The sequence below is a fragment of the Mesorhizobium sp. WSM4906 genome (assembly GCF_029674625.1).
Classification (GTDB): domain Bacteria; phylum Pseudomonadota; class Alphaproteobacteria; order Rhizobiales; family Rhizobiaceae; genus Mesorhizobium.
This window is the reverse complement of sequence record NZ_CP121355.1, coordinates 94,894-119,982: the sequence shown is the minus strand read 5'-3', so window position 1 is coordinate 119,982 and position 25,089 is coordinate 94,894. Positions and strand designations below refer to the sequence as shown.

The window sequence follows — 25,089 nt, the reverse complement described above, 5'->3', positions numbered from 1 at the left end:
GTCGGGAATCAGGAAGCCTTGCCGAAGGCGGCGAAATCCACCGCGCGGGGCTCGGGCACATCCGGGCAGATCGTGCGCAGGGTCTCCTGCGTCGCGGTGATGTCGGCCATCACTTCCTTGCGGGCTCGCGCGAAATCCTTGTCCTTCAGCGCCGCGATGATCGCGACGTGCCGGCCCGAGGGCTCCATGACGCCGGCGCGCATCAGCGGCGCGACATGGTTGGACAAAAGCCGCATGTAGGGGCCGAACCGCAGCCACAGCGTCTCGATCAGCTGGAACAGAACGTCGGAGCCGGAGGCGCGATAGATGGTGAAATGGAACTGCTGGTTCTTGGCGATCAGCTCGTAGATGCTGCCGTCGCGGCCGATCGCCTGCTGCTCGTCGGTGACCCTCTGCAGGGTGGCGATCTCGGCTGCGGTCAGGCGCGGCGCGCCAAGCTCGGCGGCGAGCCCCTCGACGGCGAGGCGGGCCCGGCAGAGGTCGTCGAGCCGCGCCCGCGTCACCACCGGCACGCAGGCCGAGCCGTTTTGCGAAATTTCCAGCGCGTTCTCCGCCGCCAGCCGCCGCAAGGCCTCGCGCACCGGCATGTTCGACGTGCCGAAAGCCTCGGCCAGCGAGGCGATGGTCAGCACCTGCCCGGGATCGAAGCTGCCGACCATCAAGGCATGGCGAAGCTGCTGATAGACGCCATCCTGGACGGTGATGCGTCCCGATACCGGTTCGAAGCCCAGAGCCACGCTTTTGCTTTCCTCCGATAAAGCCTATGTGCGAAGACACATAAGCGGCCCACCGAAGCAGGCATGATCATCTGATCACAAATTGTGGCGGGAGCCAAGCGACGCGTGTGGATCGCGATCAACAACCTGGGCTGAGGTTCTAACTACCGGCGTTGGCGCCGCCCCTCATCTGCCTGCCGGCACCTTCTCCCCGCGAACGGGGAGAAGGGGGCTGATCGCAGCGTTGGCGCTTGCTCAACAACTCTGGCGATTGGCGAAACCGCCGATGACAGCCCCTTCTCCCCGTTTTACGGGGAGAAGATGGCGGCAGCCAGATGAGGGGCAGCGCCGATGTTGAAAATTGGCCGTCCAGGCTGGGGGCGCCAGCGACCTATTGTCGAGCAATCAAACCCAAGCCCAGACCTCACTCCGGTATAACCGCCGTAGCCTGTATCTCGACCTTCGCCCGATCCTCAACCAGCGCCATCACCTGCATGGCGGCCATCGCCGGGAAATGCCGGCCGATGACGGCGCGGTAGGCCGCGCCGATTCCTTTGAGATTGGCGAGATATTCGGCCTTGTCGGTGAAATACCAGGTCATCGACGTGATGTGCTGCGGCTCTCCGCCCGCTTCGGCCAGCACCGTGACGATGTTGGCGAGCGTCTGGCGCACCTGGCCGACGAAGTCGTCGGTTTCGAAACGACATTCGGCGTTCCAGCCGACCTGGCCGCCGACGAACACGAGGCGTCCGCGCGCCGCGACGCCATTGGCGTAGCCGATCGGCTTGGCCCAGCCTTTCGGCTGCAGGATGGTGTGCATATCTAGCCCCTTGAGTTCATTTTTCCGGCTCACGCCGCACCCATCACCTGCCTGGCGATCACCACCTTCTGCACGTCCGATGCTCCCTCATAGATGCGCAACGCCCGGATCTCGCGATAGAGGCTCTCGACGATGTGACCCTTGCGCACGCCGTCGCCGCCATGCAGCTGCACCGCCTTGTCGATCACCTCCTGCGCCTTGTCGGTGGCGAAGAGCTTCGCCATCGCCGCCTCGCGTGTGACGCGCGCGGCGCCCATGTCCTTGGTCCAGGCGGCGCGATAGATGAGCAACGCGGCGGCGTCGACATCCAGCGCCATGTCGGCGATGTGGCCCTGCACCATCTGCAGCTCTGCCATCGGCGCGCCGAACAGTTTTCGTTCGGCGGCCCGCTTGACGCTTTCGTCCAGCGCCCGGCGGGCGAAGCCGAGAGCCGCGGCGCCGACCGTCGAGCGGAAGACGTCGAGCACCGACATGGCGATGCGGAAACCATCGCCGGGCTTGCCGATCATGGCGGACGCAGGAGCGCGCACATTGTCGAAAGACAGCCTAGCCAGCGGATGCGGGGCAATCACTTCCAGCCGTTCGGCAACGCCGAGGCCCTTCGCGTTGGCGGGCACGACGAAGGCGGAAATCCCCTTGGCGCCCGGCGCCTCGCCGGTCCGTGCAAAGACGGTATAGACGTCGGCGATGCCGCCATTGGAGATCCAGGTCTTTTCGCCGGAAAGCACATAGTCGCCGCCGTCGCGGACGGCCGTCATCTCCATGTTGGCGACATCCGAGCCTGAGCGCGGTTCCGAAAGTGCAAAGGCGGAGATCGCCTCGCCGGCCCGCGTCTTTTCCAGCCAGCGCTGCTGGTCCGGCGTGCCGAACAGCGAGATCGTGCCGGTGCCCAGCCCCTGCATGGCGAAGGCGAAGTCGGCCAGCCCGTCATGGCGCGCCAGCGTCTCGCGCGTGATGCAGAGCGCGCGTACATCGAGCGGTGCGGGATTGTCCGGATCGAGCGCGGTCGGCTTGAGCCAGCCGTCCTGGCCAAGCATCGCCACCAGCGCGCGGCAGGCGGCGTCGACGTCGTGATGATCGACCGGCAGGTTTTTCGCGCACCAGGCGTCGAGGCGCTCGGCGAGTTGGCGGTGGCGGTCTTCGAAGAAAGGCCAGTCGAGGAAGGTGCGGTCAGGCATTGGCGCCCCCGCTACTCTCTAAGATCTCCGCTCTACGGCGCCCCCCTCTGTCCTGCCGGACATCTCCCCCACAAGGGGGGAGATCGGCAGCTTCGCCGGCGACGCTCTTCCTTCGACGTTGGAAATTGGCGAAAGCCGACGTGACATCTGATCTCCCCCCTTGTGGGGGAGATGGCCGGCAGGCCAGAGGGGGGCGCTGTCCCGCCAGCGTCTCCAATAAACAATCCATCCTCAATTCCCCTCGAACACCGGCTTCTCTTTCGCCACGAACGCCTTGTACGCCCGCTCGAAATCGCCGGTCCGCATGCAGATCGCCTGCGCCTGCGCTTCCGCCTCGATCGCCTGGTCGAGGCTCATCGACCATTCCTGGTTGAGCTGCGTCTTGGTGATGCCATGCGCAAAGGTCGGCCCGGAGACGATGCGCGCCGCCATATCGAGCGCGTCCGCCTCGAGCGTCGCCGCATCGACCAGGCGATTGTAGAACCCCCAGCGCTCGCCTTCGGCAGCGCTCATGGTGCGGCCGGTGTAGAGCAGCTCGGCGGCGCGGCCCTGGCCGATGATGCGCGGCAGGATCGCGCAGGCGCCCATGTCGCAGCCGGCAAGCCCGACGCGGGTGAACAGGAAAGCCGTCTTTGCCTCAGGCGTGGCGACGCGGATATCGGAAGCCATGGCGATGATCGCGCCGGCGCCGACCGCGACGCCGTCGACTGCCGAGATGATCGGCTTGCCGCAGTTGAGCATCGCCCTGACGAAGTCGCCGGTCATGCGCGTGAAGGCGAGCAGCGCCTTCATATCCATCTTGACCAGCGGGCCGATGATGTCGTGGACATCGCCGCCCGAGCAGAAATTGCCGCCATTGGGCAGGAACACCACGGCGTCGACATCCTCGGCATAAACGAGCTCGCGAAACGTGTCGCGCAGCTCGGCGTAGCTGTCGAAGGTCAGCGGGTTCTTGCGCTCCGGGCGGTCGAGCCGGATCCTTGCGACCCGGCCTTCGACCTCCCAGAGGAAGTGCTTCGGCTTGAGCTTGGCCATGGCGCTCATTCGCGTCCCTCCCAATTGCTGCGGAACGATTTCAGCATGCCGGTCAGGCTTCGCGCCTCGTCCTCGCTGACAGTGCCGAGCAGCTCGCCGACCCAGCTTTCATGCGCGGCGGCGATTGCCGCGAAAGACTTCGAACCTGCCTCGGTCAGCCGCACCATCGAGGTGCGACGATCGCCGTTGCGCCGCGCCCGTGTCACCAGCCCTTCCGAGACCAGCCGGTCGACGATGCCCGTCACATTGCCGTTCGACACCAGCAGGAAGCGCGACAGGTCGCTCATCAGCATGCCTTCCGGCGACCGGTAGAGCGCCGCCATCACGTCGAAGCGCGGCAGCGTGGTGTCGAACTCCTTCTTCAGCCGCTCGCGCAGCTCGGCCTCGATGGTGCGCGAGGCGCGCAGCAGGCGTATCCATAGGCGCAGCCTGTCCTTGCCCGGCCCGGTGGACGTCGGTCCCGCTACCATGTCTCGCCCCCCGAGACCGAGATCGCCTGTCCGGTGATCGACCGCGCCGCGTCACTGCACAGCCACAGCACGGCTTCGGCGACTTCCTCGGGCTGGATGAAACGCCCTTGCGGGTTGGTCGCGACAAGACTCGCGCGCGCCTCGTCGGCGGGGCGTCCGGTCTTTTCGACGATACGCTGGATGGATTCTTCCAGCATGTCCGTCTCGACGAAGCCGGGGCAGACGGCATTCACGGTGACGCCCGACTTGGCGGTCTCAGTGGCCAAGGCCCGCATCAATCCTACGACGCCATGCTTGGCGGCGACATAAGGCGCGACATAGGCATAGCCTTTCAGGCCGGCCGTCGAAGCGACAAAGACGATGCGGCCCGTCTTCAGTGCCAGCATGCCGGCAAGCGCCGGCTTAACGGTCAGGAAGGCACCGGTGAGGTTGACGTCGAGCGTGCGCTGCCAGTCGGCCAGCGAGGCCTTATGCGCCGGCGCACTGCCGGCCATGCCGGCATTGGCGACCACGATGTCGAACGGTCCGCGCGCGGCCCCCGCCTTCTCGTAGAGGGTCGCCATTTCGGCTTCGTCGGTGACATCGGCGGCGATGCCGAAGATGCGGTCGTTTTCCTTTGCGACCTCGGCGAGCGCTTCTTCGCGCCGGCCGCAGATGGTGACGTCAACGCCCGCTTTCGCCAGCGCCAGCGCGATGGCGCGGCCAACGCCGGAACCGCCGCCGGTGACGAGGGCGTGCCTGCCGGAGATCATGCGCCAACCCTCGAAACATCGCGCTGCTCCTCACCCTCACGCCAGACCAACGCCATGGCATGCAAAGATATTCTGTGACTGGTGTGAATGATTGGCCCGATGCTTGGTTGCCAGGTGGTTCCCCCAATCCGTCGCTGCTTCGCAGCGCCACCTTTCCCCCCTCCGGAGGGAAAGGAAGGGAGCCTCATCGGCTCGCGCCCTTCCTCTCCCCCGTCGATCGGGGGAGAGGTGGATCGGCGAAGCCGAGACGGAGTGGGGGTCGACCAGCGCAGCGCAAGACAATGCATGCGCCAAGCTGCCCTGCATGCTATTGTGGGGAGAAGGTGCCGGCAGGCGGATGAGGGGCGGCGCCGACCTAACAACATGGAAGCGCTCATACCTTCAGCCCCGCCGCTGCTTCGCGTTCGGCCAGGCGATAGATCTGGTCGCGTCCGCGCAGATAGGGATCCGGCCATTTGACGCCACGGTCGCCGAGGGTCACCGCCGCATGCAGCGTCCAATAGGGATCGGTGAGATGCGGCCTGGCCAGTGCCACCAGGTCGGCGCGGCCGGCCATCAGGATCGAATTGGCGTGGTCGGGCTCATAGATGTTGCCGACCGCCATCGTCGCCATGCCGACCTCGTTGCGGATGCGGTCGGAGAACGGCGTCTGGAACATGCGGCCATAGATAGGCTTGGCAGCGATCGTGGTCTGGCCGGCCGAGACGTCGCAGAGGTCGACGCCTGCGTGATGTAGCAACTTTGCGATCTCGACCGCGTCGGCCGGCGTGACGCCCTCGATGCCCACCCAGTCATTGGCGGAGATGCGCATGGAGATCGGCTTCTCGGCCGGCCACACCGCGCGCACCGCATGGAAGATCTCCAATGGATAGCGCATGCGGTTTTCAAGCGAGCCGCCATAGTCGTCGGTGCGCCTGTTGGTGAGCGGCGTGATGAAAGCGGAGAGCAGATAGCCATGCGCGGCATGGATCTCCAGCATGTCGAAACCGCAGCGCCCGGCCATCTTAGCCGCAGCGACGAACTGGTCGCGCACGACGTCCATGTCGGCGCGGTCCATCGCCTTCGGCACCTGGTTCTGCGGCGACCATGGCACCGCCGACGGCGCCATGACCGGCCAGTTGCCGGAGGCGAGCGGCTCGTCGGTTCCTTCCCAGCCGAGGCGGGTCGAGCCCTTGGCGCCGGAATGGCCGATCTGGGCGCAGATTTTCGCCTCGGTCTCGGCATGGACGAAATCGACCAGGCGCTTCCAGGCGACCTCGTGTTCCGGCTTGTAGAAGCCGGGGCATCCGGGCGTGATGCGTCCTTCCGGGCTGACGCAGGTCATCTCGATATAGACCAGACCGGCGCCTCCCTTGGCGCGCTCGGCATAGTGAGCGAAATGCCAGTCTGTCGGGCAGCCGTCGACCGCCTTGTACTGCGCCATCGGCGAGACGACGATGCGGTTGCTGAGCGCCATGTCGCGCAGCCTGAACGGCGCGAACATCGGCGCGCGGCGTAAGCTGTTGCCGCCGGCGCCGGCCTTGCGCTGGAACCACTCTTCGGCGCCCGCCAGCCATTCGGCGTCGCGCAGACGAAGGTTCTCGTGGCTGATGCGCTGCGAGCGGGTGAGCAGCGAATAGTTGAACTGAACAGGATCTAATCCGAGATAGCGTTCCACCTCCTCAAACCATTCGAGTGAGTTACGCGCCGCCGATTGCAGCTTGAGCACCTCGGTGCGCCGCGCGTCTTCGTATTTGCGGAAGGCGGCCTCGAGGTCGGGCTCGGACTCGACATAGTCCGCGAGCGCCACCGCGCTTTCGAGCGCGAGCTTGGTGCCGGAGCCGATCGAGAAATGGGCGCTGGCCGCGGCATCGCCCATCAGCGCCAGGTTCTTGTGCGACCAGCGCTCGCACAGCACGCGCGGGAAGTTGATCCAGGCCGAACCGCGAATGTGGTTGGCGTTGGTCATCAGCGGATGGCCGCCGAGATGTTTTTCGAAGATGCGCTCGCAGACCGCGATCGACTCCTGCTGCGTCATCGCGCCGAAGCCGAAGCGCTCCCACGTTTGCTGACTGCACTCGACGATGAATGTCGCGGTCTCGCTGTCGAACTGGTAGGCATGCGCCCACACCCAGCCATGCTCCGTTTTCTCGAAGATGAAGGTGAAGGCGTCGTCGAATTTCTGCGTCGTGCCGAGCCACACGAACTTGCACTTGCGGGTGTCGATGTCCGGCTTGAAGACATCGGCGAAAGCCGCGCGTGACCTCGAGTTCAGCCCGTCGGACGCGACCACCAGGTCATGCGTTTCCATGAACGGCCTCGGGTCGGAAATCTCCGTCTCGAACATCATCTTGATGCCGAGCTCACGCGCTCGCCGCTGCAGCAGGATCAGGAGCCGCTTGCGGCCGATGCCGCAGAAGCCGTGGCCGGTGGAGACGGTGCGCACGCCGTCATGGATGACGGCGATGTCGTCCCAATAGGCGAAATGCTTCTTGATCCAGACGGCGCTGACCGGGTCGTTCCTGGTCAGGTTCTCCAGCGTCTCGGCTGATAGCACTACACCCCAGCCGAACGTGTCGTCCGGGCGGTTGCGTTCATAGACCGTCACCTCATGCGCGGCATCGCGCAATTTCAGCGAGATGGCAAAGTAGAGTCCGGCCGGTCCGCCGCCGAGAACCGCAACCTTCATGTCTTGCGATCTCCTCTTCGCATAGGAGTCGCCGGCGAGGCCGGCGATCCCAATGTTCAGTATTGCGCCAGCGATCAATTATTTCAAGCTTGAAGTTTCATAATTGAACGATTGCTCGACGCTCTAGCGGATCCGCTCACTTGGTCGGATCCTTCGGGCTCCACAGCACAGTCTCCGCGCCCTTCTCGTAGGCCATGCCTTGCGGGTAGCTGATTGCTTCGAGCTGCAATCCCCAGGGCGCCTGGAAATAGATGATGGTTTGGCCGGCCGCCGGCCCTTCCTTGACCGGCAGCGGCCCCAGCCTGGTCTTCACGCCTTTGGCGTCGAGGTAGGTTTTCGCCGCGGCGACGTCGTCGACATAGAAGGCGATGTGGAAGCCGCCTATGTCGCTGTTCTTCGGCTGCAGGTTCTTCTGGTCCGGTGCCGTATATTTGAACAACTCGATGTTCGATCCCGTGCCGCAGCGGACCATGGTGATCTCCTCGATCACCGCCTTCGGATCGACGCCGAGCAGGTCCTGCATGAAGGTGCCCTTGTCGTCGGCGAACGGACCGAACGACATCGCCTTCTTGCAGCCGACGACATCGGTGAAGAAGCCGACGGCCTGTTTCATGTCGGGCACGGTGATGCCGGTGTGGTCGTGGCCGCGCATGCCGGGTATCGAGTCGGCCGAGGCCGCTCCCATTGCGCCGAGCAGGATCGCGGCGACCATCGTGCCGCGGGTTGCGTAGTTCATGTCACCCTCCGTTCGCGGGCTGACTTGAAGACGCACATCCGAGGCCCGCTATTCGGCGTGCGGGTAGTCAAGCTCTCCTCACACAGGCGCCTTGGCAGGCGGCCGCAGCCAGTCCGCGTCGATCTCAGGCAGCGGAATGGCGGCGAGCAGGTCGCGCGTGTAGGCCTCCTGCGGATCGTCGAACAGCGCGTCGGTGGCGCTGGCCTCGACGATCCTGCCTTCGCGCATGACGATGACCTGCTGGCAGAGCCGCCGGATCACCGACAGGTCGTGGCTGATGAAGGCGACCGTCAGTCCCATCTCGGCCGCTAGTTTCTCCAGCAGCGTCAGGATCTGCGCTTGTGTCGAGACGTCGAGGCCGGAGACGATCTCGTCAGCCAGCACGAATTTCGGCGACAGCGCCAGCGCCCTGGCGATGCCGACGCGCTGGCGCTGGCCGCCGGACAGCTCGTGGCGGTAGCGGCCGGCGAAATTCTGCGGCAGGCCGACACGCTGCAAGGCTTCCGCCACGCGCTCCTTGAGCCTGTCGCCAAGCCCGTTCTGCCTGAGCGGCGCGGCAATGATGTTGAAGATCGTGTGTCGCGGATTGAGCGACGACATCGGATCCTGGAAGATCATCTGCAGATCGCGGCGAAGCGGCCGGAGCTCGGCTTCCGAAAGATGGCTGATGTCGCGTCCTTCGAAGTTGATGGCTCCCGCGCTTGGCTCGATCAGCCGCACCAGCGCGCGGCCGAGCGTCGACTTGCCCGAGCCGGACTCGCCGACGATGCCGGTTACCGATCCCTTGGGCAGGTCGAAGTCCAGTCCCTTGAGGATCTCGGCCAGCGGCGCGCGGCCGATCAGCGGCTTGCGCGTCATGTCGGGCAGCGCCACCTTCAGCCCGCGCACGGAAAACAGCGGCTCAGCCATGGCCGGGCCTCCACGCTTTGTCGGCCGCCGCGATCTCGGCCGTGAGCCCGGCGAGCACCGTCTCGTCCACCGGCTTCAGCGACGCATGCGGATCGGTGTACCGCGGCGTCGCCGCGATCAGCGCCCGCGTGTAGGGATGCTGCGGGGACGCGAAGAGGGCCGTAGTCTCGGCTTCTTCCACAACCTTGCCGGCATAGAGCACCGACACCTTCTGGCTGATCTTGGCGACGACGCCGAGATCATGGGTCACGAACAGGATCGCGGTGCCGTGGTCGCGCTGCAGCTGTGCGATCAGCCGCAGGATCTGCTTCTGCACGGTCACATCCAGCGCTGTCGTCGGCTCGTCCGCGACGATCAGCCTGGGTTCAGCGGCAAAGGCGGCAGCGATCAGCACGCGCTGGCGCATGCCGCCGGACAATTCATGCGGATAGCTTTTCAGCACGCGCTCGGGATCGCGGATCTGCACCTCGTCGAGCAGCTGGCGGATGCGTTTGTCCGCCCTCTCGCCGCTCCAGCCGAGGATGCGCACCAACCGGTCGGTCATCTGCGGGCCGATGCGGCGCGACGGGTTGAGCGCGGTGAGCGGGTCCTGCGGGATCAGCGCCGTACGCGCGCCGATCAGGGTCCGTCGTGCTTTCGCATCGAGGCGGCCGAGATCCTCGCCCTCGATCAGCATCTCGCCTTCGACGATGCGCACGCTCTTCGGCAGGACGCCGAGCACCGCCTTGCCGATCATCGTCTTGCCGGCGCCGCTCTCGCCGACCAGCGCGCGAACCTCGCCGGGCTGGACGGCGAGCGACACCGAGCGCAGCACGCGCTGGCCGTTGGGCAGCACGGCGCTCAAGCGACGAATATCGAGGCACGGGCTCATCGCAGCACCGGATCGAAGCGCGCCTTCAATCCCTCGCCGAACTGGCTGAAGGAAAGCACGGTGAGGATCAGCGTGACCAGCGGAAATACCAGCACCCACCAGGCCTGGTGGATCGACAGCCGTCCTTCGGCGATGATGCCGCCCCAGGTCGGATCGTCAGTCGAGATCGACAGATTAACGAAGGACAGGATCGCCTCGACGATGACGGCGATGCCCATCTCCAGCGACAGCAGAGCGACCACGGAAGGCACCACGTTGGGCAGCACCTCGCGCAGCATGATGCCGTTGCGGCCATAGCCGGCGATGCGCGCGCTTTCGACATAGTCCATGCGCGCCTGGCTCATCGCCTCGGCGCGGATCACCCGGCAGAAGCGCGTCCAGTCGATGACGGCAATCGCGATGATGACGGAGCTCAAGCCGGTGCCCAGCACCGCAACCAAAAGGATCGCGAACAGCACGGGCGGGAACGCCATCCAGACATCGACGATGCGCGAGATGATGCGGTCGGCCCAGCCGCCGAAATAGCCGGCGATCAGGCCGAGCGCCGAGCCAACGATACAGGCCGCGGACGCCGCGGCAAAGGCGACGATGAAGGCGATGCGGCCGCCGAAGATCAGCCGCGACAACAGATCCCGGCCGAGGCTGTCGGTGCCCAGCCAGTAGCCGGGTTCGGCGCCGTCCAGCCAGAAGGGCGGCAGCCGCTCCAGCATCAGGTCCTGCGCCAATGGGTCCTGCGGCGCGATCAGCGGCGCGAAGATGGCCGCAAGCAGCGCAAGGAGCAGCCAGCCGCCGGCCAGCCACAGCCTTGGACTCAGCCCGCGTCGCGAGATGCGCGCCTCATCCATGGCGCAGCCTCGGATTGAGCAGCGCATACATCATGTCGACGGCCAAGTTGATCAGCACGAAGAGCAGCGCGAAGACCAGTACGATGCCCTGGATCAGTGGCAGGTCGCGGTTGATGACGGCATCGATCGCCATGTTGCCGAGCCCCTCATAGGAGAACAGCCGCTCGACGATGACGGTGCCGCCGATCAGGAAGGTGAATTGCACGCCGACCAGCGTCAGCGTCGGCAGCGCCGCGTTCTTCAGCGCCTCGCGCAGGATCACCTGCGTTTCGGAAAAACCCTTCACCCGCGCCAGCACGACATAGTCGAGGTCGAGCACCTCCTTCAGCGACTGTTTCATGAGCTGCGCGATGATCGCCGCCAACGGGAGAGCCAGCGCAACTGCCGGCATCAGCATGTGCTTCAGCAAATCCCAGGTGAGATCGAAGCGGAGCCTGAGAATGCTTTCGGCAAGATAGAACTGGGTGACGAAGGGCAGGTCGAGCTGCGGCGACACGCGGCCGGAAATGTCGAACACGGGGATGAGCACTCCGAACAGCAGGATCAGCACCAGCCCCCAGAGGAAGTCGGGGATGGAGAGCGTCGCGCCGCTTGCGATATCGATGCCGGCCTCGACCGCGGTGCCGCGCGAGCGGGCGCCGAGGATCGCCGCGCTGACGCCGATCGCAATCGCCATCAGCAGCGCGACGGTTGCAAGTTCGAGCGTCGCCGGCAGCCGGTTGAACACCAGCCCCAGCACGTCCTGGTGCAGCGAGATCGAGGTGCCGAAATCGCCATGCAGCACGCCCGCGAGCCAGATGAAGAACTGCTGCACGATGCTCTTGTCCAGCCCATAGAGCGCGCGCAGCCGCGCGATGTCGTCGTCGCTGGCGCCGGGCGGCAGCATCATGGCGATCGGATCGCCGGGCGCGACGCGGATGACGACGAAGACGACGACGGCGACGCCGAACAGCGTGACCAGCATCGTCAGCAGACGAACGAGGAATCTCTGCAGCAGCATGCGTGTGTAATCACTCTAACGAACTCCCCCTCATCCGGCCGCTTCGCGGCCACCTTCTCCCCGGTGGGGAGTAGAGGCTGGCTCAGCCGTCGGCGACCTCTTCTCCCCTCGGGGAGAAGGTGCCCCGAAGGGCCGGATGAGGGGGCTGCGTCGTTGAAGGAGACACGCTACCGCGCCTCCTCATCTCGATCAGGCAGCCGGGGTCATCAGCGCCGGCAGCAGCGCGCCTGAGACATGCTGCACGACATTGACTTTCTTGGAATGCACGATCGGCTGCGCATATTGCATCAGCGGCAGCACATAGGCCTGCTCGGCGATGTATTTGTCGACGGCCTTCCAGCCGGCGATACGCTTGGCCTCGTCCTTCTCCCCCCAAAGCGGGTTGATCTTGTCGATCAGGTCCTGGCTGTCCCACACCGAATGCGGGCTCGGGCCATACATCGCGAAACCGGTCGACGTGGTCGGATCGCCGATGGCGTTGCCCCAATTGTAGAACGCGGCCGGCGCCAGCTTGTCGGCGGCGCGCAACTCGTAATGCTTGGCGATCTCGTAGACCTCGATCTTGGCCTCGATGCCTACCTTGCGCCACATGCCGACGATCGCCTGGATCATCTCGTAGTCCTTGGGCTTGAAGCCCTTGGTCGTCTGTATCGTGAACTTCACCGGCTTCTTCGGCGAATAGCCGGAAGCGGCGAGCAGCTCCTTGGCCTTTTCCGGATTGTGCTCGACCTTGATCGATGGATCGAAGGCCGTGTATTCCGGCGTCTCCAGCGTCGCGATCGGCTGGCCGTAGCCGCGCAGCAGCCGCTTGACCAAGAGCTCCTTGTCCACCGCCATCACCGCCGCCTGGCGGACGTTCTTGTCCAGCATCGCCTCGATGTCGTTGAAGAAGATCATGCCGATATCGGAGACGTTCTTGATCGAGCCGGCGAGCCCGTCCTTGGCGATCAGCCGGTCATATTCCTCGTAAGGAATTTCGAGCGTAACCTGCGAGGAACCGGACTCGACCTCCGCGACCCGGCTCGCCGCGTCGGTGACGAACTTGATCGTCACATTCTCGAAGGCCGGCTTGTTGCCCCAGTAATTCGGATTGGCCTTGAGCCGCAGGAAGGCGTTGCGCTCGAACTTGTCGACCATATAGGGCCCGGTGCCGATCGGCGCCTTCTCGAAGCCCTCGGCGCCGACCTTCTCGTAATAGGCCTTCGGCATGATGTAGCCGGTCAGGAACGACATCCATTTGAAATAGACCGGGTCGAACTGCACCACGTCGCCGGTGATCTTGTTGCCGTCGATCTTGAAGTTGTTGACGTTCTTCCAGACGAACTGGATCGGATTGCCGGTCTTCTCGTCGCCCGCGCGCCGCAGCGACCACACGACGTCTTCCGGTGTGAAGGGCGAGCCGTCATGCCACTTCACACCCTCGCGCACCGTCATCATCACCTTGCTCCGGTCGTCGTTCCAGCCCCACTCGGTGAGCAGGCCGGGCGTGAAGGAGAGGTCCGGCTTTTGCGGAATGAACTGGTCGAACACCGACTGGTAGAGCCCCTGGATGGTCGGGTTCACCGCCGAAGGTCCGGTCGTCGGGTCCCAAGAGGGTAGGTTGACGTTGTAAGCGATCGTGAGCTCGTCCGCCGCCTTCGCTGCCCTCGGCAGGCCAAGCGTGGCGGCGCCGATCGCCGCCGCGCCGTATCCAAGCAAATCGCGTCTGTTGATGGTCATGGTCGTTCCCCTTGTTGGTTGTCCATCTTTGACTGTCATTGTCCGCGCGGTGTTTTCCGCGCCTTGTCCATCCTGGAATCCCGTCTGCTAGTTTCCTCCGAGCTGTTGGGCGAGCATGTAGCCGGAGCCCGCACCCGTGCCGGCGCCGGGCCAGGTCGCGGCGCCGGTGAGGTAGAGGTTCGAGACCGGCGTGTTCCAGCGCGCGAAGCCGCGCGCCGGACGGAAGAGAAAATTCTGCGCCAGATGGTGGCTGCCGCAAATCTGGTCGCCGCCGACGAGGTTCGGGTTCTCGCGCTCGAGATCGATCGGCGAGAAGACGGCGCGGCCAAGGATCCTCTGCCTCAAACCAGGCGCATAGCTCTCGATGATGTCGAGCACGCGCTCGGCATAGGCATCCTTGACCGCGTCCCAGGAACCGGGCGCGATCTCGCCGGCCGCGTCACCAAGGATCTCAGCCGGCAGCATGCGCACCTGCACCCACAGCACATGCTTGCCTGACGGTGCCCGCGACGGATCGACGGCCGTCGGCTGGCCGACGACGAGCACGGGCTGGTCGGGCAGCATGCCGGCGATTGCTTGCTGGTAGACGCGCGACATCGCATCGAGCGAGGGCGCCAGATGCACATAGGCGAACCGGCGAAGCTCGGCGCCGGCGCTCCAGTGCGGCAGGTCGTCCAGCGCCAGATGGATCATCATCGTGCCCGGCGCATGGCGGAAGTTTTTCATCGCCGTATCGAAGATGGCGTCGCCGGAGCTATTGGGCAGAAGCTTGCCCGGAAGCGCTCCTGGCGCGACGCCGGCAACGACGGCCTTGCTCGCGACATGGGTTTCGCCGGAAGCCAGACGCACACCGGTCGCCCGGCCACCGGCAACCATTATCTCCGATACTTCCGCGCCGGGCGTGATCTTGCCACCGGCCGTTTTGACCATGCCGGCGAGCGCGCGGATGATGGTGTCGGCGCCGCCCTTGCCGAGCACCATGCCGAAACTCTGGTTGGCCATCGATTCCAGGTACGGGAACACGGCGCCGCCGGCGATATCCGGAGCGAAGTCGAGATGCATGCCCCAGGCGGCGAGCGTTGTCCTGACATGCGGCGTCTCGAAATTTTCCTCCAGCCACGCGCGCGGCGAGGCGAGAAGCAGCCGGCCCGTGTCGAGCGCGCCGGCAAAACCCTTCTTGCGCCACAGGTGCCAAGCCGTGCCGGCCAGGGCCCGCGTGCTCATCGGCGAACCCAGCAGGCGGAAGAGGTGCTCCGCTTCGCCTGGAAAAGCGCCGACCAGCCTGCGCCAGCTGGCGGCATCGGCGGTGGAGAGGGCGGCGAGCCGCGAGACGGTCTTTTCGAGATCGTTGCTGACGCCGAACCATTTCCCGTCCGGGAAAGCGCTGGCGAAACAATCGGCGACGGGCGCGAATTCCAGCCCATGGCTTTTCAATTCATTTGCATATTTCCGGTGGAAGGCCGAGCCGGCGAACAGGCTCAGATTCATCGCGCCGAAATCGTGACGGAAACCGGGAAGCGTGTATTCGGCGGTCCGAACGGCGCCGCCAATCGCCTGGCTGCGCTCGAAAACCGCTGTTTTCCAGCCTTTGAGCGACAGATGCGCCGCGCAGGCCAGACTGTTGTGGCCCGCCCCGACAAAGATGGCGTCGAACTCGCTCACGCCCCTCCCCAAAATGCTTTATGCTTAAAGATAATTGCAGATGCATATGTTTTCGTCTAGTAGGATATTAAGGGCCGCAACGAGCCTTGAAGGTCACGAACAAGAGGGAACAGAACCATGGACACGCAAAAACTCCTCGGCGAGGTCGCCGGCCAGCTGCTTTCGGGCGCCATCAAGGTGGTCGACCTGTCGGCGCCGCTCGGACCGGACACGCCGCTGATCAAGCTGCCGCCGGAACTCGCCGTCGACACGCCGAAGGTCGAGATCCACTCGATCTCCAAATATGACAAGAACGGGCCGTGGTGGGCCTGGAACTGGCTGAAGCTTGGCGAGCATTCGGGCACGCATTTCGACGCGCCGCAGCACTGGATCACCGGCAAGGACTATCCGGACGGCGCCACCGACACCATTCCGGCGCAGAATTTCGTCGGCCCGGTCAACGTCATCGACTGCTCGAAGGAAGCAGCCGCCGACCACGACTTCCTGCTCACCGTCGACCACATCGAGGCCTGGGAAGCCAAGCACGGCGCCATCAACCCCGGCGAATGGGTGGTGATGCGAACCGACTGGTACAAGCGCAACGGTTCGGAAGCCGAGTTCCTCAACGCCAACGAGACCGGCCCGCACACGCCGGGACCGACGGCCGAAGCCATCCAGTTCCTGATCAGCAAGGACATCAAGGGCTGGGGCTCGGAGACGATCGGCACCGATGCCGGCAAGGCCGGCGGCATGGAGCCGCCGTTCCCGGCGCACACGCTGATGCACAAGGCCAACCGCTACGGGCTGGCCAGCCTCTGCAATCTCGACCAGCTTCCGCCGAAAGGCGCGATCCTGATCGCCGCTCCGCTCAAGATCGAGCACGGCACCGGCAGCCCGGTCCGCGCGCTGGCGCTGGTGCCGGGCAAATAGGGCGAGGCGGCGGTCTTCGGGAGAAGATCATGCTTGCGGGCGATGGAGTGATGAGGAGGTCGAGGTGGCCGTCTTGGAGCGTCAGCGCTCTACGGCGCCCCCCTCTGTCCTGCCGGACATCTCCCCCACAAGGGGGGAGATTAGCTGTCCCAGCGCCCCGCTCATTTTCGCGACGCGGGCGATTGGCGAAGGTCGTCGCGACATCCGATCTCCCCCCAAGAGGGGGAGATGTCCGGCAGGACAGAGGGGGGCGCGAAGGAACGCGGCTTAGCCCGATTGGCCTCCCGTCACTAGGGAGCATCCAATGACCGCCGCCGATCACATCATCGTCGGCAGCGGCATCAACGCCCTGGTCTGCGCGGCGATGCTCGGTGCCAAGGGCGCCAAGGTGCTCGTGCTCGAGCGCAACGACCGCACCGGCGGTTGCATGCGCACCGAGGAGATCACGGCGCCGGGCTTCGTCCATGACGTGATGGCGACGACCTTCGTGCTGTTCATCACCTCGCCGGCCTATGCAGCACTTGGCAAGGACCTCGCGCGGCACGGGCTGGAGTTCTGCCACACCGCGACGCCCACCGGCGTGCTCAGGCCCGACGGCAGCCATGCCGTGCTCACCACCGACCGCGCCGCCAACATCGCGGCGCTGAACGCAATTGCCTCCGGCGACGGCGACCGCCATGGCGGCGATGTCGGCGATATCGAGCGCAATGCCGGGCTGCTGTTCGGCCTGCTCGGGGGCGCGCTCTGGTCTTATCCGACGACCAAGCTCTTGGCCGGCGAGGCCTGGCGGCGCGGTCCGCGCGAGCTTGCCGCCTTCATGGGCGAGGCGCTGGTGCCGGCGCGCGGCTGGCTGGAGACCGCTTACAAGTCGGAAACCGTCCGCGCGCTCTGGGCGCCCTGGGTGCTGCATGCCGGGCTCGGGCCGGAAGACGCTTTTTCCGGCCAGATCGCCAAGGTCATAGCTTTCGCGCTGGAGGCGGCCGGCGCGCCGATCGTCAGGGGTGGCGCGAAGAACCTGCTCGCCGCCTTCGAGGCGCTGATCAAGGAGCGCGGCGGCGAAATCCGCGTCAATGCCGATGTCGTCTCGATCGTCCAGAGCGGCGGCCGTGCCAGCGGCGTGCGGCTTGCTTCCAGCGAGACGCTGACGGCGGCAAAGGGCGTCATCTGCTCGGTCACGCCGACACAGCTCTACAGCCGCCTGCTTGGCAGGGACGCCCCTGCGGCGGCCACTGAGGCGACGCTGAAGTACCGCTACGGCAAGGGCAATTTCCAAATTCACTATGCGCTCGACAAGCCGCCGGCCTGGCGCGGCGAAGGCCTCGACAAGGTGGCGCTGCTGCATCTGACGCCGGGACTCGACGGCGTTTCGAAAGCCTGCAACGAAGCGGTGCGCGGCCTGCTGCCGGAGGTGCCGACCATCTGCGTCGGCCAGCCGCACGCGCTCGACCCCTCGCGCTGCCCGGAAGGCAAGGCGATCCTGTGGCTGCAACTGCCGGAGGCACCGCGCGTTATCAAGGGCGATGCGGCGGGCCGGTTGGAAACGCCGGCCGACGGGCGATGGAGCGACGCATTGTGCGAAGCCTATGCCGACAGGGTCGAGGCGATCCTTGCCAGCCACATCGATGGCTTCAACGAAAGTGTGATCGCGCGCCGCGCCTATTCGCCGGCCGATCTGGAGGCGATGAACATCAACCTTGTCGGCGGCGATCCTTACGGCGGCTCGTCGACTATCGATCAGTCCTTCCTGTGGCGGCCGTTCAAGGCAAGCCGCAACCATGAGACCGGCATCCGAGGCCTCTACCATATCGGCGCCTCGACCCATCCGGGCGCCGGCCTCGGCGGCGGCTCCGGCTTTCTCTTGGCGGAGAGGCTCTGATGGAACAGAAGCTTCCCGAAAAGCGTCAGCGCATCTCGACTCTCGGCCAGATCGGCCTGCAGCAATTCGCGCCCTATCTGATGAACCGCATCATGGGCCGCTACAACGCCACTTTGCGCGAGGATTTCCGTAAGCAGGGCCTGACCATTCCGCAGGTGCGCACATTGGCCGTGCTCTCGGTGACCGACGGCGTCACCGTCAACGACCTCTCGGTCTATACGGTGATCGAGCAGTCGACCTTGAGCCGAACGCTCGACACGCTGGAAGGCCAGGGCCTCGTGCGGCGCGAGCAGGGCGTCACCGACAGCCGCTTCCGCCATGTGTTCCTGACCGATGACGGCCGCGCGCTGTTCACCCGCGCCTGGCCGGCCATGCACGACGCCTTCGAGGCCATGTTCGACGGTGTCGACGATGCCGAATATGCCGCGCTGATCGCGATTCTGCAGAAGATGCTGAAGAACATCCGCAAGCACGACATCTGAGTTTGACATACGCGCCGCCCGCCAAATGGCAACGGGCAGGCGGCAACGGAAGGAGGCAGAGATGGCCGAACGGTCTTTTGCCAAGGAAGTCGAAAAGCTGAGGTTAGGGGCCGGCCAGGAATTCGCCGGCGAAGGCATCCTCGCCATCACCAAGGCGCTGCTGCAATGCGGCGTCGGCTATGTCGGCGGCTACCAGGGCGCGCCGATCAGCCATCTGATGGACGTGCTCGCCGACGCGCAGGACATTCTCGGCGAGCTCGGCGTGCATTTCGAGGCGAGCGCCTCGGAGGCGACCGCCACCGCCATGCTCGCCGCCTCCGTGCATTACCCGATCCGGGGTGCGGCCACCTTCAAGTCGACGGTCGGCACCAACGTCGCTTCCGACGCGCTTGCCAACTTGGCATCCGGCGGCGTCACCGGCGGCGCGCTGATCATCGTCGGCGAGGACTATGGCGAGGGCTCCTCGATCATGCAGGAGCGCAGCCATGCGTTTGCCATGAAGAGCCAGGTCTGGCTGCTCGATCCGCGCCCGAACCTGCCTTCCATCGTCAAGGCGGTCGAGGACGGCTTCGAGCTGTCGGAGGCGTCGAACACGCCGGTCATGCTGCAGGTGCGCATACGCTGCTGCCACGTCCACGGCCACTTCATCGCCAAGGACAACAGGCGCCCGCCAATGTCGGTGGCCGATGCGCTTGCCGCGCCGCGCCGCGACACCGGCCGCATCGTGCTGCCGCCAGCTTCGTTCCTGCACGAGAAGGAGAAGGTCGCGAAACGCTGGCCGGCGGCGGTCGATTTCATTCGCGAGTGCAAGATCAACGAGATCTTCGGATCGGACCACGGCTCGGTCGGCATCGTCATGCAGGGCGGCATGTACAATTCCGTCGTCCGCGCGCTGCAGCGGCTCGGCCTTGCCGATACCTATGGCGACACCGACGTGCCGCTTTATGTCTTGAACGCCGTCTATCCGCTCATCGATGACGAGTTCCTCGCCTTCTGCGAGGGCAAGCAGGCGGTGCTGGTGGTCGAGGAAGGCCAGCCCAACTATATCGAGCAGGCTTTCGCGGCGATGCTGCACAAGGCCGGCCGCGGCACCAAGCTCGTCGGCAAGGAGCATCTGCCGATGGCCGGCGAATATACCGGACAGGTGATGCTCGACGGCATCGGCTCTTTTCTGCGCGCCTATGCCCCGCATCTGCTGCCGGGCGAGGTTCGCGCGCCGAACAAGCTGGGCGAGGGCGTCGATACCGCCGATCTCATCAATGTCGTCCCTGGCCGTCCGCCGGGCTTCTGCGTCGGCTGCCCAGAGCGGCCGATCTTTGCCGCGACAAAACTGGTCGAGCAGGAGCTCGGCAAGCATCACATCGCGTCCGACATAGGCTGCCATCTGTTCTCGATCATGCCCCCCTTCGAGCTCGGCGCCACCACCATGGGCTACGGGTTGGGGCCGGCCTCGGCTTCCGCCTTCAATTCGCCGGAAGCAAAACGCCGCTCGATCTCTTTCGTCGGCGACGGCGGCTTCTGGCACAACGGGCTGACGTCCTCGATCGGCAACGCGGTCTTCAACAAGAATGACGGCGTCATCGTCATCGTCGACAATTTTTACTCCGCCGCCACCGGCGGCCAGGACGTCCTGTCCTCGCGCGCCTCGAACCGGACGAAGTCGACGAAACATCCGATTACCGAAGCGGTGAAAGGCATGGGCGTCAAATGGCTACGCCACATCGATCGCACCTATGATGTCGGCAAGATGCGCGCCGCGCTGCGCGAGGCGCTGACCACCGAGGAGAAGGGACCGAAGGTCATCGTCGCCTCCTCCGAATGCATGCTCAACCGCCAGCGCCGCGAGAAGCCGCTGGTCGACAAGGCGATCAAGGGGGGGACAAGGGTAGTCAAGCCGAGATTTGGCGTCGACGAGGACGTCTGCACCGGCGACCACGCCTGCATGCGGCTCTCAGGCTGTCCGTCGCTGTCGGTGAAGACGCTCGACGATCCGCTGCGCGACGATCCTGTCGCTTCGATCGACCAGAACTGCGTCGGCTGCGGCAACTGCGGCGAGGTGGCGGATGCCGCCGTGCTCTGCCCGTCCTTCTACCGCGCCGATATCGTGCACAATCCCAACCGCTGGGATCGTTTCCTGGAAAGCGCGCGCCGCGCCGCGATCGGCCTTTTGCAGCGCCGCCGCGAGAGCCGCCGCCTGATGTTCGCCGATGCTTGAGCAGGCTTCACCCTTGCGCCCGAAGACGGGCGCCCCTGATGACGAGCGGGTGATAAAACTCGCCGTGCTCGCGGTCGGCGGCCAGGGAGGAGGCGTGCTCGCCGACTGGATCACCGACGTCGCGGAGCGCAGCGGCTACATCGCGCAGTCGACATCGGTGGCCGGCGTCGCCCAGCGCACCGGAGCAACGATCTATTACATCGAAATGGCCCGCGACACCGGCCGGCTGCCGGTCTTCGCGCTGTCGCCCTCGCAGGGCGACGTCGACATATTGATCGCCGCCGAGCTGATGGAAGCCGGCCGCGCGATCATCCGCGGCTTCGTCACGCCCGAGCGGACGACGCTGATCGCCTCCTCGCATCGCATCGCCGCCGTCTCGGAAAAGATCGAGCCGGGCGATGGCCGCGCCTCGTCGGAGAAGGTGCACGCAACGGCGCAAACCGCGGCGAAACGTTTCATCGCCTTCGACATGGAAAAGATCGCCGCCGAGAACGGCACCATGATCTCGGCCAGCCTGCTCGGCGCCCTGGCTGGCTCCGACGCGCTGCCGTTTGCCCGCGCCAGCTACGAAGAGGCGATCGGCGCCGGCGGCCGCGGCGTCAAGGCGAGCCTTGCCGCCTTCGCCGCCGCCTATGACCGCGCGCGCGGCATCGCGGCCGCGCCGGACGGGGACAAGGCAGCGGCAACACCAGCCGCTGGTGAAGCCAAGTCAACGGCCAGGGTCAGTGGTCCCGAAACCTTGCTGAAAGGGTGGCAGGAGCTTGCTGCCCGCGTCGCGGCGCTGCCGGCGCCGGTGCGCGACATGGCCGGGCGCGGCCTGAGAAAGGTCGTCGACTTCCAGGACATCGCCTATGGCGGCGAATATCTCGACCGGCTGGACAAGGCCGTCACGCTGGACAAAGCGGAGCGCGGCTATGCGCTGTCGATTGCGGCGGCGAAACATCTGGCCAATGCCATGTGCTATGACGACATGATCCGCGTCGCCGATTTGAAGACGCGCTCGACCCGCGACCGCCGCGTGCGCAACGAGGTCGGCGTGAAGGAAGGTTCGGTCCTGCAGGTCACCGAATATTTCCATCCGCGCATCGAGGAATTCTGCGGCACGCTTCCCGTGGGGCTCGGCAGCTATATCGAGGACCGCCCCAAGCTCGCTGCCTTCCTCGACCGCCGCATCAATCGCGGTCGCCATATCCGCACCGACAGTCTTGCCGGCTTCGTCATGCTCTGGCTCATCGGCGGCCTGCGCCGCTGGCGCCGCCGCCTGCTGCGCCACAAGGTCGAAGTCGAGCATCTGGAACGCTGGTACGACCTCGCGCTCGCCCATGCGCGCGAAAACTATGCGCTCGCCACCGAAATCCTGAACTGCCGCCGCCTGATCAAGGGCTACAGCGACACCCATGCGCGGGCCCAGTCGAAATTCGACCGCGTGCTCTCTGCGCTTCCCATGCTCGAGGGCCGCGAGGACGCCGCCGACTGGATCCGCCGCCTGCGCGAGGCGGCGCTGAAGGACGAGAAGGGTGAGATGCTCGACGGCGCGCTGAAGACCGTGGCGACGCTTGCCGACAGCCCGGCTTCATAAGCATCCGAAAGTCGCTAGAGCGGTTCACCGTTTCACGGAAACGCCGAACCGCTCTAACTCTTTGTTTTTACGCAATTCCGGGCGGAAAACCGCTCACACTTTTCCTGGAATTGCTCTAGCCTATTCACTTGCTTCCCGTCCCGAGACCTGCTCGACATGGATTCGGAAAAAGATGTGCGGCAAGCTGTCCGAGACGGGAGGCATGACAGGCTTGAGTGCGCCAGGCTCCCACCAGTCCGTGTGCTTGCTCAGCACCGCCCATGCATGGTCGCGCTGGACCCGGTGGCCGATTTTGTCCGGCAATTCCTCATAGCGGCCGTCGACAATCACGCTTCTCCAGCCACGCCCCTGGGTGTGTTCGTCGACCTGGGCGCACACCAGAGGATTGGCCCGCATCCAGTCGATCTTCTTGCCCGGCAGGGAGAATGCATAGAGGTGATTGTCGGCATAGGCGTAGTTGAAGCACACGAGGTAAGGTTGCCCATCCTTCGCGCATGCCAGATGGCCGACGCGATTGGCTATCAGCAACTTCGTGCATTCCAAGGTAGAGAGCGTGCGGACCATCATCGGTACGATTTCCTGTTTCTCATATTTTCGCCTCTTGGCCGCTGCTCGTGTTGACGTGAATCAAATCCTCCGCGGGCGCAGCCTGATCGGACCGTGCTGGGGCCTCGCTAAGCCGCTCCACCGGGTTGCCCGCTTTAACAAAGACGTGATCGGCCCCGCTCCGACGGAATTCGGCCGTGCGCCCCGTTCAACCGTGATGGGGGTGAATCACGGAGACGAACTTTATGCTCACCAAGTATTTTCTACCGCTCGCTTTGGCGGTCGGCACTTTGCTGTCCGCCGCCGGCGCGCAGGCCATGCCGATGGCCAAGCCCGGCGCCGCGCCGCTGCTGGTCGAAACCGTCGGCTGGCGCTGCGGTCCCGGCTGGCACGTGAATCGCTGGGGCAGGTGTGTGCCGAACCGCCGCGTGGTCATCCGGCCCGTGCGCCATTGGCACCCCGGCTTCTGGTATTACGGCCGTTGGCATCCCGGCTATTGGAGCTGATGATCGCTTTTTGGGGACAGACGCCCGCTCCGGAAACGGCGCGGGCGTTTTTTGCTGAGTTCCCCCATGCAGGGGTTCATTCGGCGGACCTTCGCGCCAGCAATCGTGATTGGCCGAAGCCCCTCAGCCTCGTCATCCACGGGCGAAGCAAGGAGCGAAGCGACGCGGCGCAGACCCGAGGATCCATTCCGTGACGTTGAGGCGTTGCCCCGATGCAGAATTCTGCTCCGCTGCGCCCCTTCGATTAAGGTAACGGAATGGATCCTCGGGTCTCCGCGTCCGCTTCGCTCCCGCTTCGCCCGTGGATGACGAACTGACGGGCGCCGAAGCTCATCGCTGACGGGCATACTCAGAACTCACACCACCAAATCCCGCATCGGCTTCACCGTCGCCGAGTCCGGAAATACCCTGTCGCCGAGCACCGCCGTCGACAGCCCAAACTGGTCGGCCAAAACGCCCTTCAGCACCGCGCGCACGTCGCTGGTCGGCGCCAGGTCGCGGCCTTCGTAAAGCTGAGCCGGCTTCAGGCCGGGCCAGTCGGCGATGACGCGACCGCCCTTGATCGCGCCGCCAGCAAGAAGCACCACCGTGCCGGTGCCGTGATCGGTGCCGACGGTGCCGTTGATGCGGGCGGTGCGGCCGAATTCGGTGATGGCGACGACCGCCGTGTCCTTCCAGCTGGAGCCAAGCCCTTTCTCGAATTCCTCGAAGGCGCCGTCGAGGCCGCCGAGCAGATTGGCGAGCCGCCCGGTCGCACCGCCTTCGTTGACATGCGTGTCCCAGCCGTCGAAGGCGAGCGCTGCGATGCGCGGCCCGTCGTCGCTCGCCATCAGCTTCGCCGCGCCCTGCGCCGACTGCCGCATGCCGGCGGCGTTGTCGAGACCGCCTCTGGGTTTCATCGCCTTGCCGTCGAGTTGGTCGCCGAGCGCCAGTCGGTCGGCGTCGAGGCCTTTCTGCAACGCGGCCGCCAGCATCGGATCGCGGTGGTTATAGAGGTCGAGCACACGCTCGGCCAGCGCGTCGCCCGGCGTCGGCAGCGCCTGCGGCGCCCAGCCGAGCACGGGCGCGGAGCCTCGGATCACCAGCGGCGTCGACGGCCCGACCGCCAGCCCGCCGGCTTTCGCTATCCTATCGCCTGCCGGCAGGTTGGCCAGCGCCCGGTTGAGCCAGCCGGTGGTGGCGTCGCCGGGACCGGGCAGGCCGCTTTCCAGCACGTCCTGGCCGTCGAAATGCGAGCGGTCGCGATAGCCGGTCGCAGCCGCATGCACTACCGCCGCCTGGCCCGCCTTGAACAGCCGCGCGAACACAGGCATCGCCGGATTGAGCGCGAAAAAACCGTCCAGCGGCAGCGCCGGATTGGCGCCTGAGAGCGAGAGCGCGATGTCGCCATGCAGGCCGGCATAGTCGGGATCGCCGACCGGGCCCACCGTCGACAGGCCGTCCAGCGCGCCGCGCAGCACGATGACGATCAGGCGCGGATCGCGATTGTCGGCGGCGCGCGCGAAGCGCGGCAGATAGGCCCAGGCAAACAGCGCGCCGCCGGTCATCAGCACGGCGCGGCGGGATGGATTCGGCGTTTCACATAGAAGGCTCAT

General features: G+C 65.5%; 22 protein-coding genes. 6 read left to right on the top strand and 16 right to left on the bottom strand.

The window, feature by feature from the left end; all coding sequences use genetic code 11:
• Positions 1 to 8 precede the first annotated feature (8 nt).
• The 14 genes from QAZ22_RS00580 to QAZ22_RS00515 all read right to left on the bottom strand — a co-directional run bounded on the left by QAZ22_RS00580 (position 9) and on the right by QAZ22_RS00515 (position 15,381).
• A complete protein-coding gene (locus QAZ22_RS00580; RefSeq protein WP_278205014.1) occupies positions 9 to 737 on the bottom strand; it encodes a GntR family transcriptional regulator in 729 nt (242 codons plus the stop codon).
• Positions 738 to 1,140: 403 nt separating this feature from the next.
• Positions 1,141 to 1,536 (bottom strand): RidA family protein, encoded by a 396-nt coding sequence (locus QAZ22_RS00575; RefSeq protein ID WP_278205013.1) that lies wholly within the window; start codon positions 1,534 to 1,536, stop codon positions 1,141 to 1,143.
• Between the two features lie 29 nt (positions 1,537 to 1,565).
• The gene (locus tag QAZ22_RS00570; RefSeq protein WP_278205012.1) at positions 1,566 to 2,714 is read right to left on the bottom strand and encodes an acyl-CoA dehydrogenase family protein; all 1,149 of its coding nucleotides are present in this window, start codon (positions 2,712 to 2,714) and stop codon (positions 1,566 to 1,568) included.
• 231 nt (positions 2,715 to 2,945) lie between these two features.
• A complete protein-coding gene (locus QAZ22_RS00565; protein ID WP_278205011.1) occupies positions 2,946 to 3,758 on the bottom strand; it encodes an enoyl-CoA hydratase family protein in 813 nt (270 codons plus the stop codon).
• Positions 3,755 to 4,219, bottom strand: a complete 465-nt coding sequence (locus tag QAZ22_RS00560; RefSeq protein ID WP_278205010.1) for a MarR family transcriptional regulator — start codon at positions 4,217 to 4,219, stop codon at positions 3,755 to 3,757. Before QAZ22_RS00560 ends, QAZ22_RS00565 begins: the two co-directional genes overlap by 4 nt.
• On the bottom strand, positions 4,213 to 4,971 hold the full coding sequence (locus tag QAZ22_RS00555; protein WP_278205009.1) for an SDR family NAD(P)-dependent oxidoreductase: 759 nt from the start codon (positions 4,969 to 4,971) through the stop codon (positions 4,213 to 4,215). Before QAZ22_RS00555 ends, QAZ22_RS00560 begins: the two co-directional genes overlap by 7 nt.
• A 373-nt stretch (positions 4,972 to 5,344) precedes the next feature.
• A complete protein-coding gene (locus QAZ22_RS00550) occupies positions 5,345 to 7,639 on the bottom strand; it encodes a bifunctional salicylyl-CoA 5-hydroxylase/oxidoreductase (RefSeq protein ID WP_278205008.1) in 2,295 nt (764 codons plus the stop codon).
• 136 nt (positions 7,640 to 7,775) lie between these two features.
• Positions 7,776 to 8,375: a VOC family protein gene (locus QAZ22_RS00545; RefSeq protein WP_278205007.1), complete on the bottom strand. Its 600-nt coding sequence runs from the start codon at positions 8,373 to 8,375 to the stop codon at positions 7,776 to 7,778.
• 78 nt (positions 8,376 to 8,453) lie between these two features.
• Positions 8,454 to 9,284 carry an ATP-binding cassette domain-containing protein gene (locus QAZ22_RS00540; protein ID WP_278205006.1) on the bottom strand — a complete coding sequence of 277 codons (831 nt, stop codon included), beginning with the start codon at positions 9,282 to 9,284 and terminating at the stop codon, positions 8,454 to 8,456.
• Complete coding sequence (locus QAZ22_RS00535) at positions 9,277 to 10,155, bottom strand: ABC transporter ATP-binding protein (RefSeq protein WP_278205005.1); 879 nt, start codon at positions 10,153 to 10,155, stop codon at positions 9,277 to 9,279. Before QAZ22_RS00535 ends, QAZ22_RS00540 begins: the two co-directional genes overlap by 8 nt.
• Entirely contained in the window at positions 10,152 to 11,000 is an 849-nt protein-coding gene (locus QAZ22_RS00530; RefSeq protein WP_278205004.1) for an ABC transporter permease, read from the bottom strand. The genes QAZ22_RS00535 and QAZ22_RS00530 overlap by 4 nt, the downstream gene beginning before the upstream one ends.
• Complete coding sequence (locus QAZ22_RS00525; RefSeq protein ID WP_278205003.1) at positions 10,993 to 12,000, bottom strand: ABC transporter permease; 1,008 nt, start codon at positions 11,998 to 12,000, stop codon at positions 10,993 to 10,995. Before QAZ22_RS00525 ends, QAZ22_RS00530 begins: the two co-directional genes overlap by 8 nt.
• 189 nt (positions 12,001 to 12,189) lie before the next feature.
• The gene (locus tag QAZ22_RS00520; RefSeq protein WP_278205002.1) at positions 12,190 to 13,719 is read right to left on the bottom strand and encodes an ABC transporter substrate-binding protein; all 1,530 of its coding nucleotides are present in this window, start codon (positions 13,717 to 13,719) and stop codon (positions 12,190 to 12,192) included.
• Positions 13,720 to 13,806: 87 nt separating this feature from the next.
• A complete protein-coding gene (locus QAZ22_RS00515) occupies positions 13,807 to 15,381 on the bottom strand; it encodes an NAD(P)/FAD-dependent oxidoreductase (RefSeq protein WP_278205001.1) in 1,575 nt (524 codons plus the stop codon).
• Positions 15,382 to 15,498: 117 nt separating this feature from the next.
• Between QAZ22_RS00515 and QAZ22_RS00510 the strand changes: the two genes are divergently transcribed.
• The 5 genes from QAZ22_RS00510 (at position 15,499) to QAZ22_RS00490 (ending at position 22,442) form a co-directional block, all read left to right on the top strand.
• Positions 15,499 to 16,290 (top strand): cyclase family protein, encoded by a 792-nt coding sequence (locus tag QAZ22_RS00510; protein ID WP_278205000.1) that lies wholly within the window; start codon positions 15,499 to 15,501, stop codon positions 16,288 to 16,290.
• Positions 16,291 to 16,594: 304 nt separating this feature from the next.
• Complete coding sequence (locus QAZ22_RS00505) at positions 16,595 to 18,166, top strand: NAD(P)/FAD-dependent oxidoreductase (RefSeq protein ID WP_278204999.1); 1,572 nt, start codon at positions 16,595 to 16,597, stop codon at positions 18,164 to 18,166.
• Positions 18,166 to 18,648, top strand: coding sequence for a MarR family transcriptional regulator (locus QAZ22_RS00500; RefSeq protein WP_040993909.1), 483 nt, complete (start codon positions 18,166 to 18,168; stop codon positions 18,646 to 18,648). Before QAZ22_RS00505 ends, QAZ22_RS00500 begins: the two co-directional genes overlap by 1 nt.
• 61 nt (positions 18,649 to 18,709) lie before the next feature.
• Entirely contained in the window at positions 18,710 to 20,863 is a 2,154-nt protein-coding gene (locus QAZ22_RS00495; RefSeq protein WP_278204998.1) for an indolepyruvate ferredoxin oxidoreductase subunit alpha, read from the top strand.
• A complete protein-coding gene (locus tag QAZ22_RS00490; protein ID WP_278204997.1) occupies positions 20,856 to 22,442 on the top strand; it encodes an indolepyruvate oxidoreductase subunit beta family protein in 1,587 nt (528 codons plus the stop codon). Before QAZ22_RS00495 ends, QAZ22_RS00490 begins: the two co-directional genes overlap by 8 nt.
• 120 nt (positions 22,443 to 22,562) lie before the next feature.
• On the opposite strand, the gene QAZ22_RS00485 is transcribed toward QAZ22_RS00490, so the two are convergent.
• Positions 22,563 to 23,009: a pyridoxamine 5'-phosphate oxidase family protein gene (locus tag QAZ22_RS00485; RefSeq protein WP_278204996.1), complete on the bottom strand. Its 447-nt coding sequence runs from the start codon at positions 23,007 to 23,009 to the stop codon at positions 22,563 to 22,565.
• Positions 23,010 to 23,233: 224 nt separating this feature from the next.
• On the opposite strand from QAZ22_RS00485, the gene QAZ22_RS00480 reads away from it, so the two are divergent.
• Positions 23,234 to 23,494, top strand: a complete 261-nt coding sequence (locus tag QAZ22_RS00480; protein ID WP_278204995.1) for a hypothetical protein — start codon at positions 23,234 to 23,236, stop codon at positions 23,492 to 23,494.
• Positions 23,495 to 23,850: 356 nt separating this feature from the next.
• On the opposite strand, the gene QAZ22_RS00475 is transcribed toward QAZ22_RS00480, so the two are convergent.
• Positions 23,851 to 25,089, bottom strand: coding sequence for a DUF1501 domain-containing protein (locus QAZ22_RS00475; protein ID WP_278204994.1), 1,239 nt, complete (start codon positions 25,087 to 25,089; stop codon positions 23,851 to 23,853).

Coding starts and splice junctions, on each gene's coding strand:
- QAZ22_RS00575 (WP_278205013.1), bottom strand. CDS start 1,536: ATGCACACCATCCTGCAGCCGAAAGGCTGGGCCAAGCCGATCGGCTAC.
- QAZ22_RS00570 (WP_278205012.1), bottom strand. CDS start 2,714: ATGCCTGACCGCACCTTCCTCGACTGGCCTTTCTTCGAAGACCGCCAC.
- QAZ22_RS00565 (WP_278205011.1), bottom strand. CDS start 3,758: ATGAGCGCCATGGCCAAGCTCAAGCCGAAGCACTTCCTCTGGGAGGTC.
- QAZ22_RS00560 (WP_278205010.1), bottom strand. CDS start 4,219: ATGGTAGCGGGACCGACGTCCACCGGGCCGGGCAAGGACAGGCTGCGC.
- QAZ22_RS00555 (WP_278205009.1), bottom strand. CDS start 4,971: ATGATCTCCGGCAGGCACGCCCTCGTCACCGGCGGCGGTTCCGGCGTT.
- QAZ22_RS00550 (WP_278205008.1), bottom strand. CDS start 7,639: ATGAAGGTTGCGGTTCTCGGCGGCGGACCGGCCGGACTCTACTTTGCC.
- QAZ22_RS00545 (WP_278205007.1), bottom strand. CDS start 8,375: ATGAACTACGCAACCCGCGGCACGATGGTCGCCGCGATCCTGCTCGGC.
- QAZ22_RS00540 (WP_278205006.1), bottom strand. CDS start 9,284: ATGGCTGAGCCGCTGTTTTCCGTGCGCGGGCTGAAGGTGGCGCTGCCC.
- QAZ22_RS00535 (WP_278205005.1), bottom strand. CDS start 10,155: ATGAGCCCGTGCCTCGATATTCGTCGCTTGAGCGCCGTGCTGCCCAAC.
- QAZ22_RS00530 (WP_278205004.1), bottom strand. CDS start 11,000: ATGGATGAGGCGCGCATCTCGCGACGCGGGCTGAGTCCAAGGCTGTGG.
- QAZ22_RS00525 (WP_278205003.1), bottom strand. CDS start 12,000: ATGCTGCTGCAGAGATTCCTCGTTCGTCTGCTGACGATGCTGGTCACG.
- QAZ22_RS00520 (WP_278205002.1), bottom strand. CDS start 13,719: ATGACCATCAACAGACGCGATTTGCTTGGATACGGCGCGGCGGCGATC.
- QAZ22_RS00510 (WP_278205000.1), top strand. CDS start 15,499: ATGGACACGCAAAAACTCCTCGGCGAGGTCGCCGGCCAGCTGCTTTCG.
- QAZ22_RS00505 (WP_278204999.1), top strand. CDS start 16,595: ATGACCGCCGCCGATCACATCATCGTCGGCAGCGGCATCAACGCCCTG.
- QAZ22_RS00500 (WP_040993909.1), top strand. CDS start 18,166: ATGGAACAGAAGCTTCCCGAAAAGCGTCAGCGCATCTCGACTCTCGGC.
- QAZ22_RS00495 (WP_278204998.1), top strand. CDS start 18,710: ATGGCCGAACGGTCTTTTGCCAAGGAAGTCGAAAAGCTGAGGTTAGGG.
- QAZ22_RS00490 (WP_278204997.1), top strand. CDS start 20,856: ATGCTTGAGCAGGCTTCACCCTTGCGCCCGAAGACGGGCGCCCCTGAT.
- QAZ22_RS00485 (WP_278204996.1), bottom strand. CDS start 23,009: ATGATGGTCCGCACGCTCTCTACCTTGGAATGCACGAAGTTGCTGATA.
- QAZ22_RS00480 (WP_278204995.1), top strand. CDS start 23,234: ATGCTCACCAAGTATTTTCTACCGCTCGCTTTGGCGGTCGGCACTTTG.
- QAZ22_RS00475 (WP_278204994.1), bottom strand. CDS start 25,089: ATGAGCCTTCTATGTGAAACGCCGAATCCATCCCGCCGCGCCGTGCTG.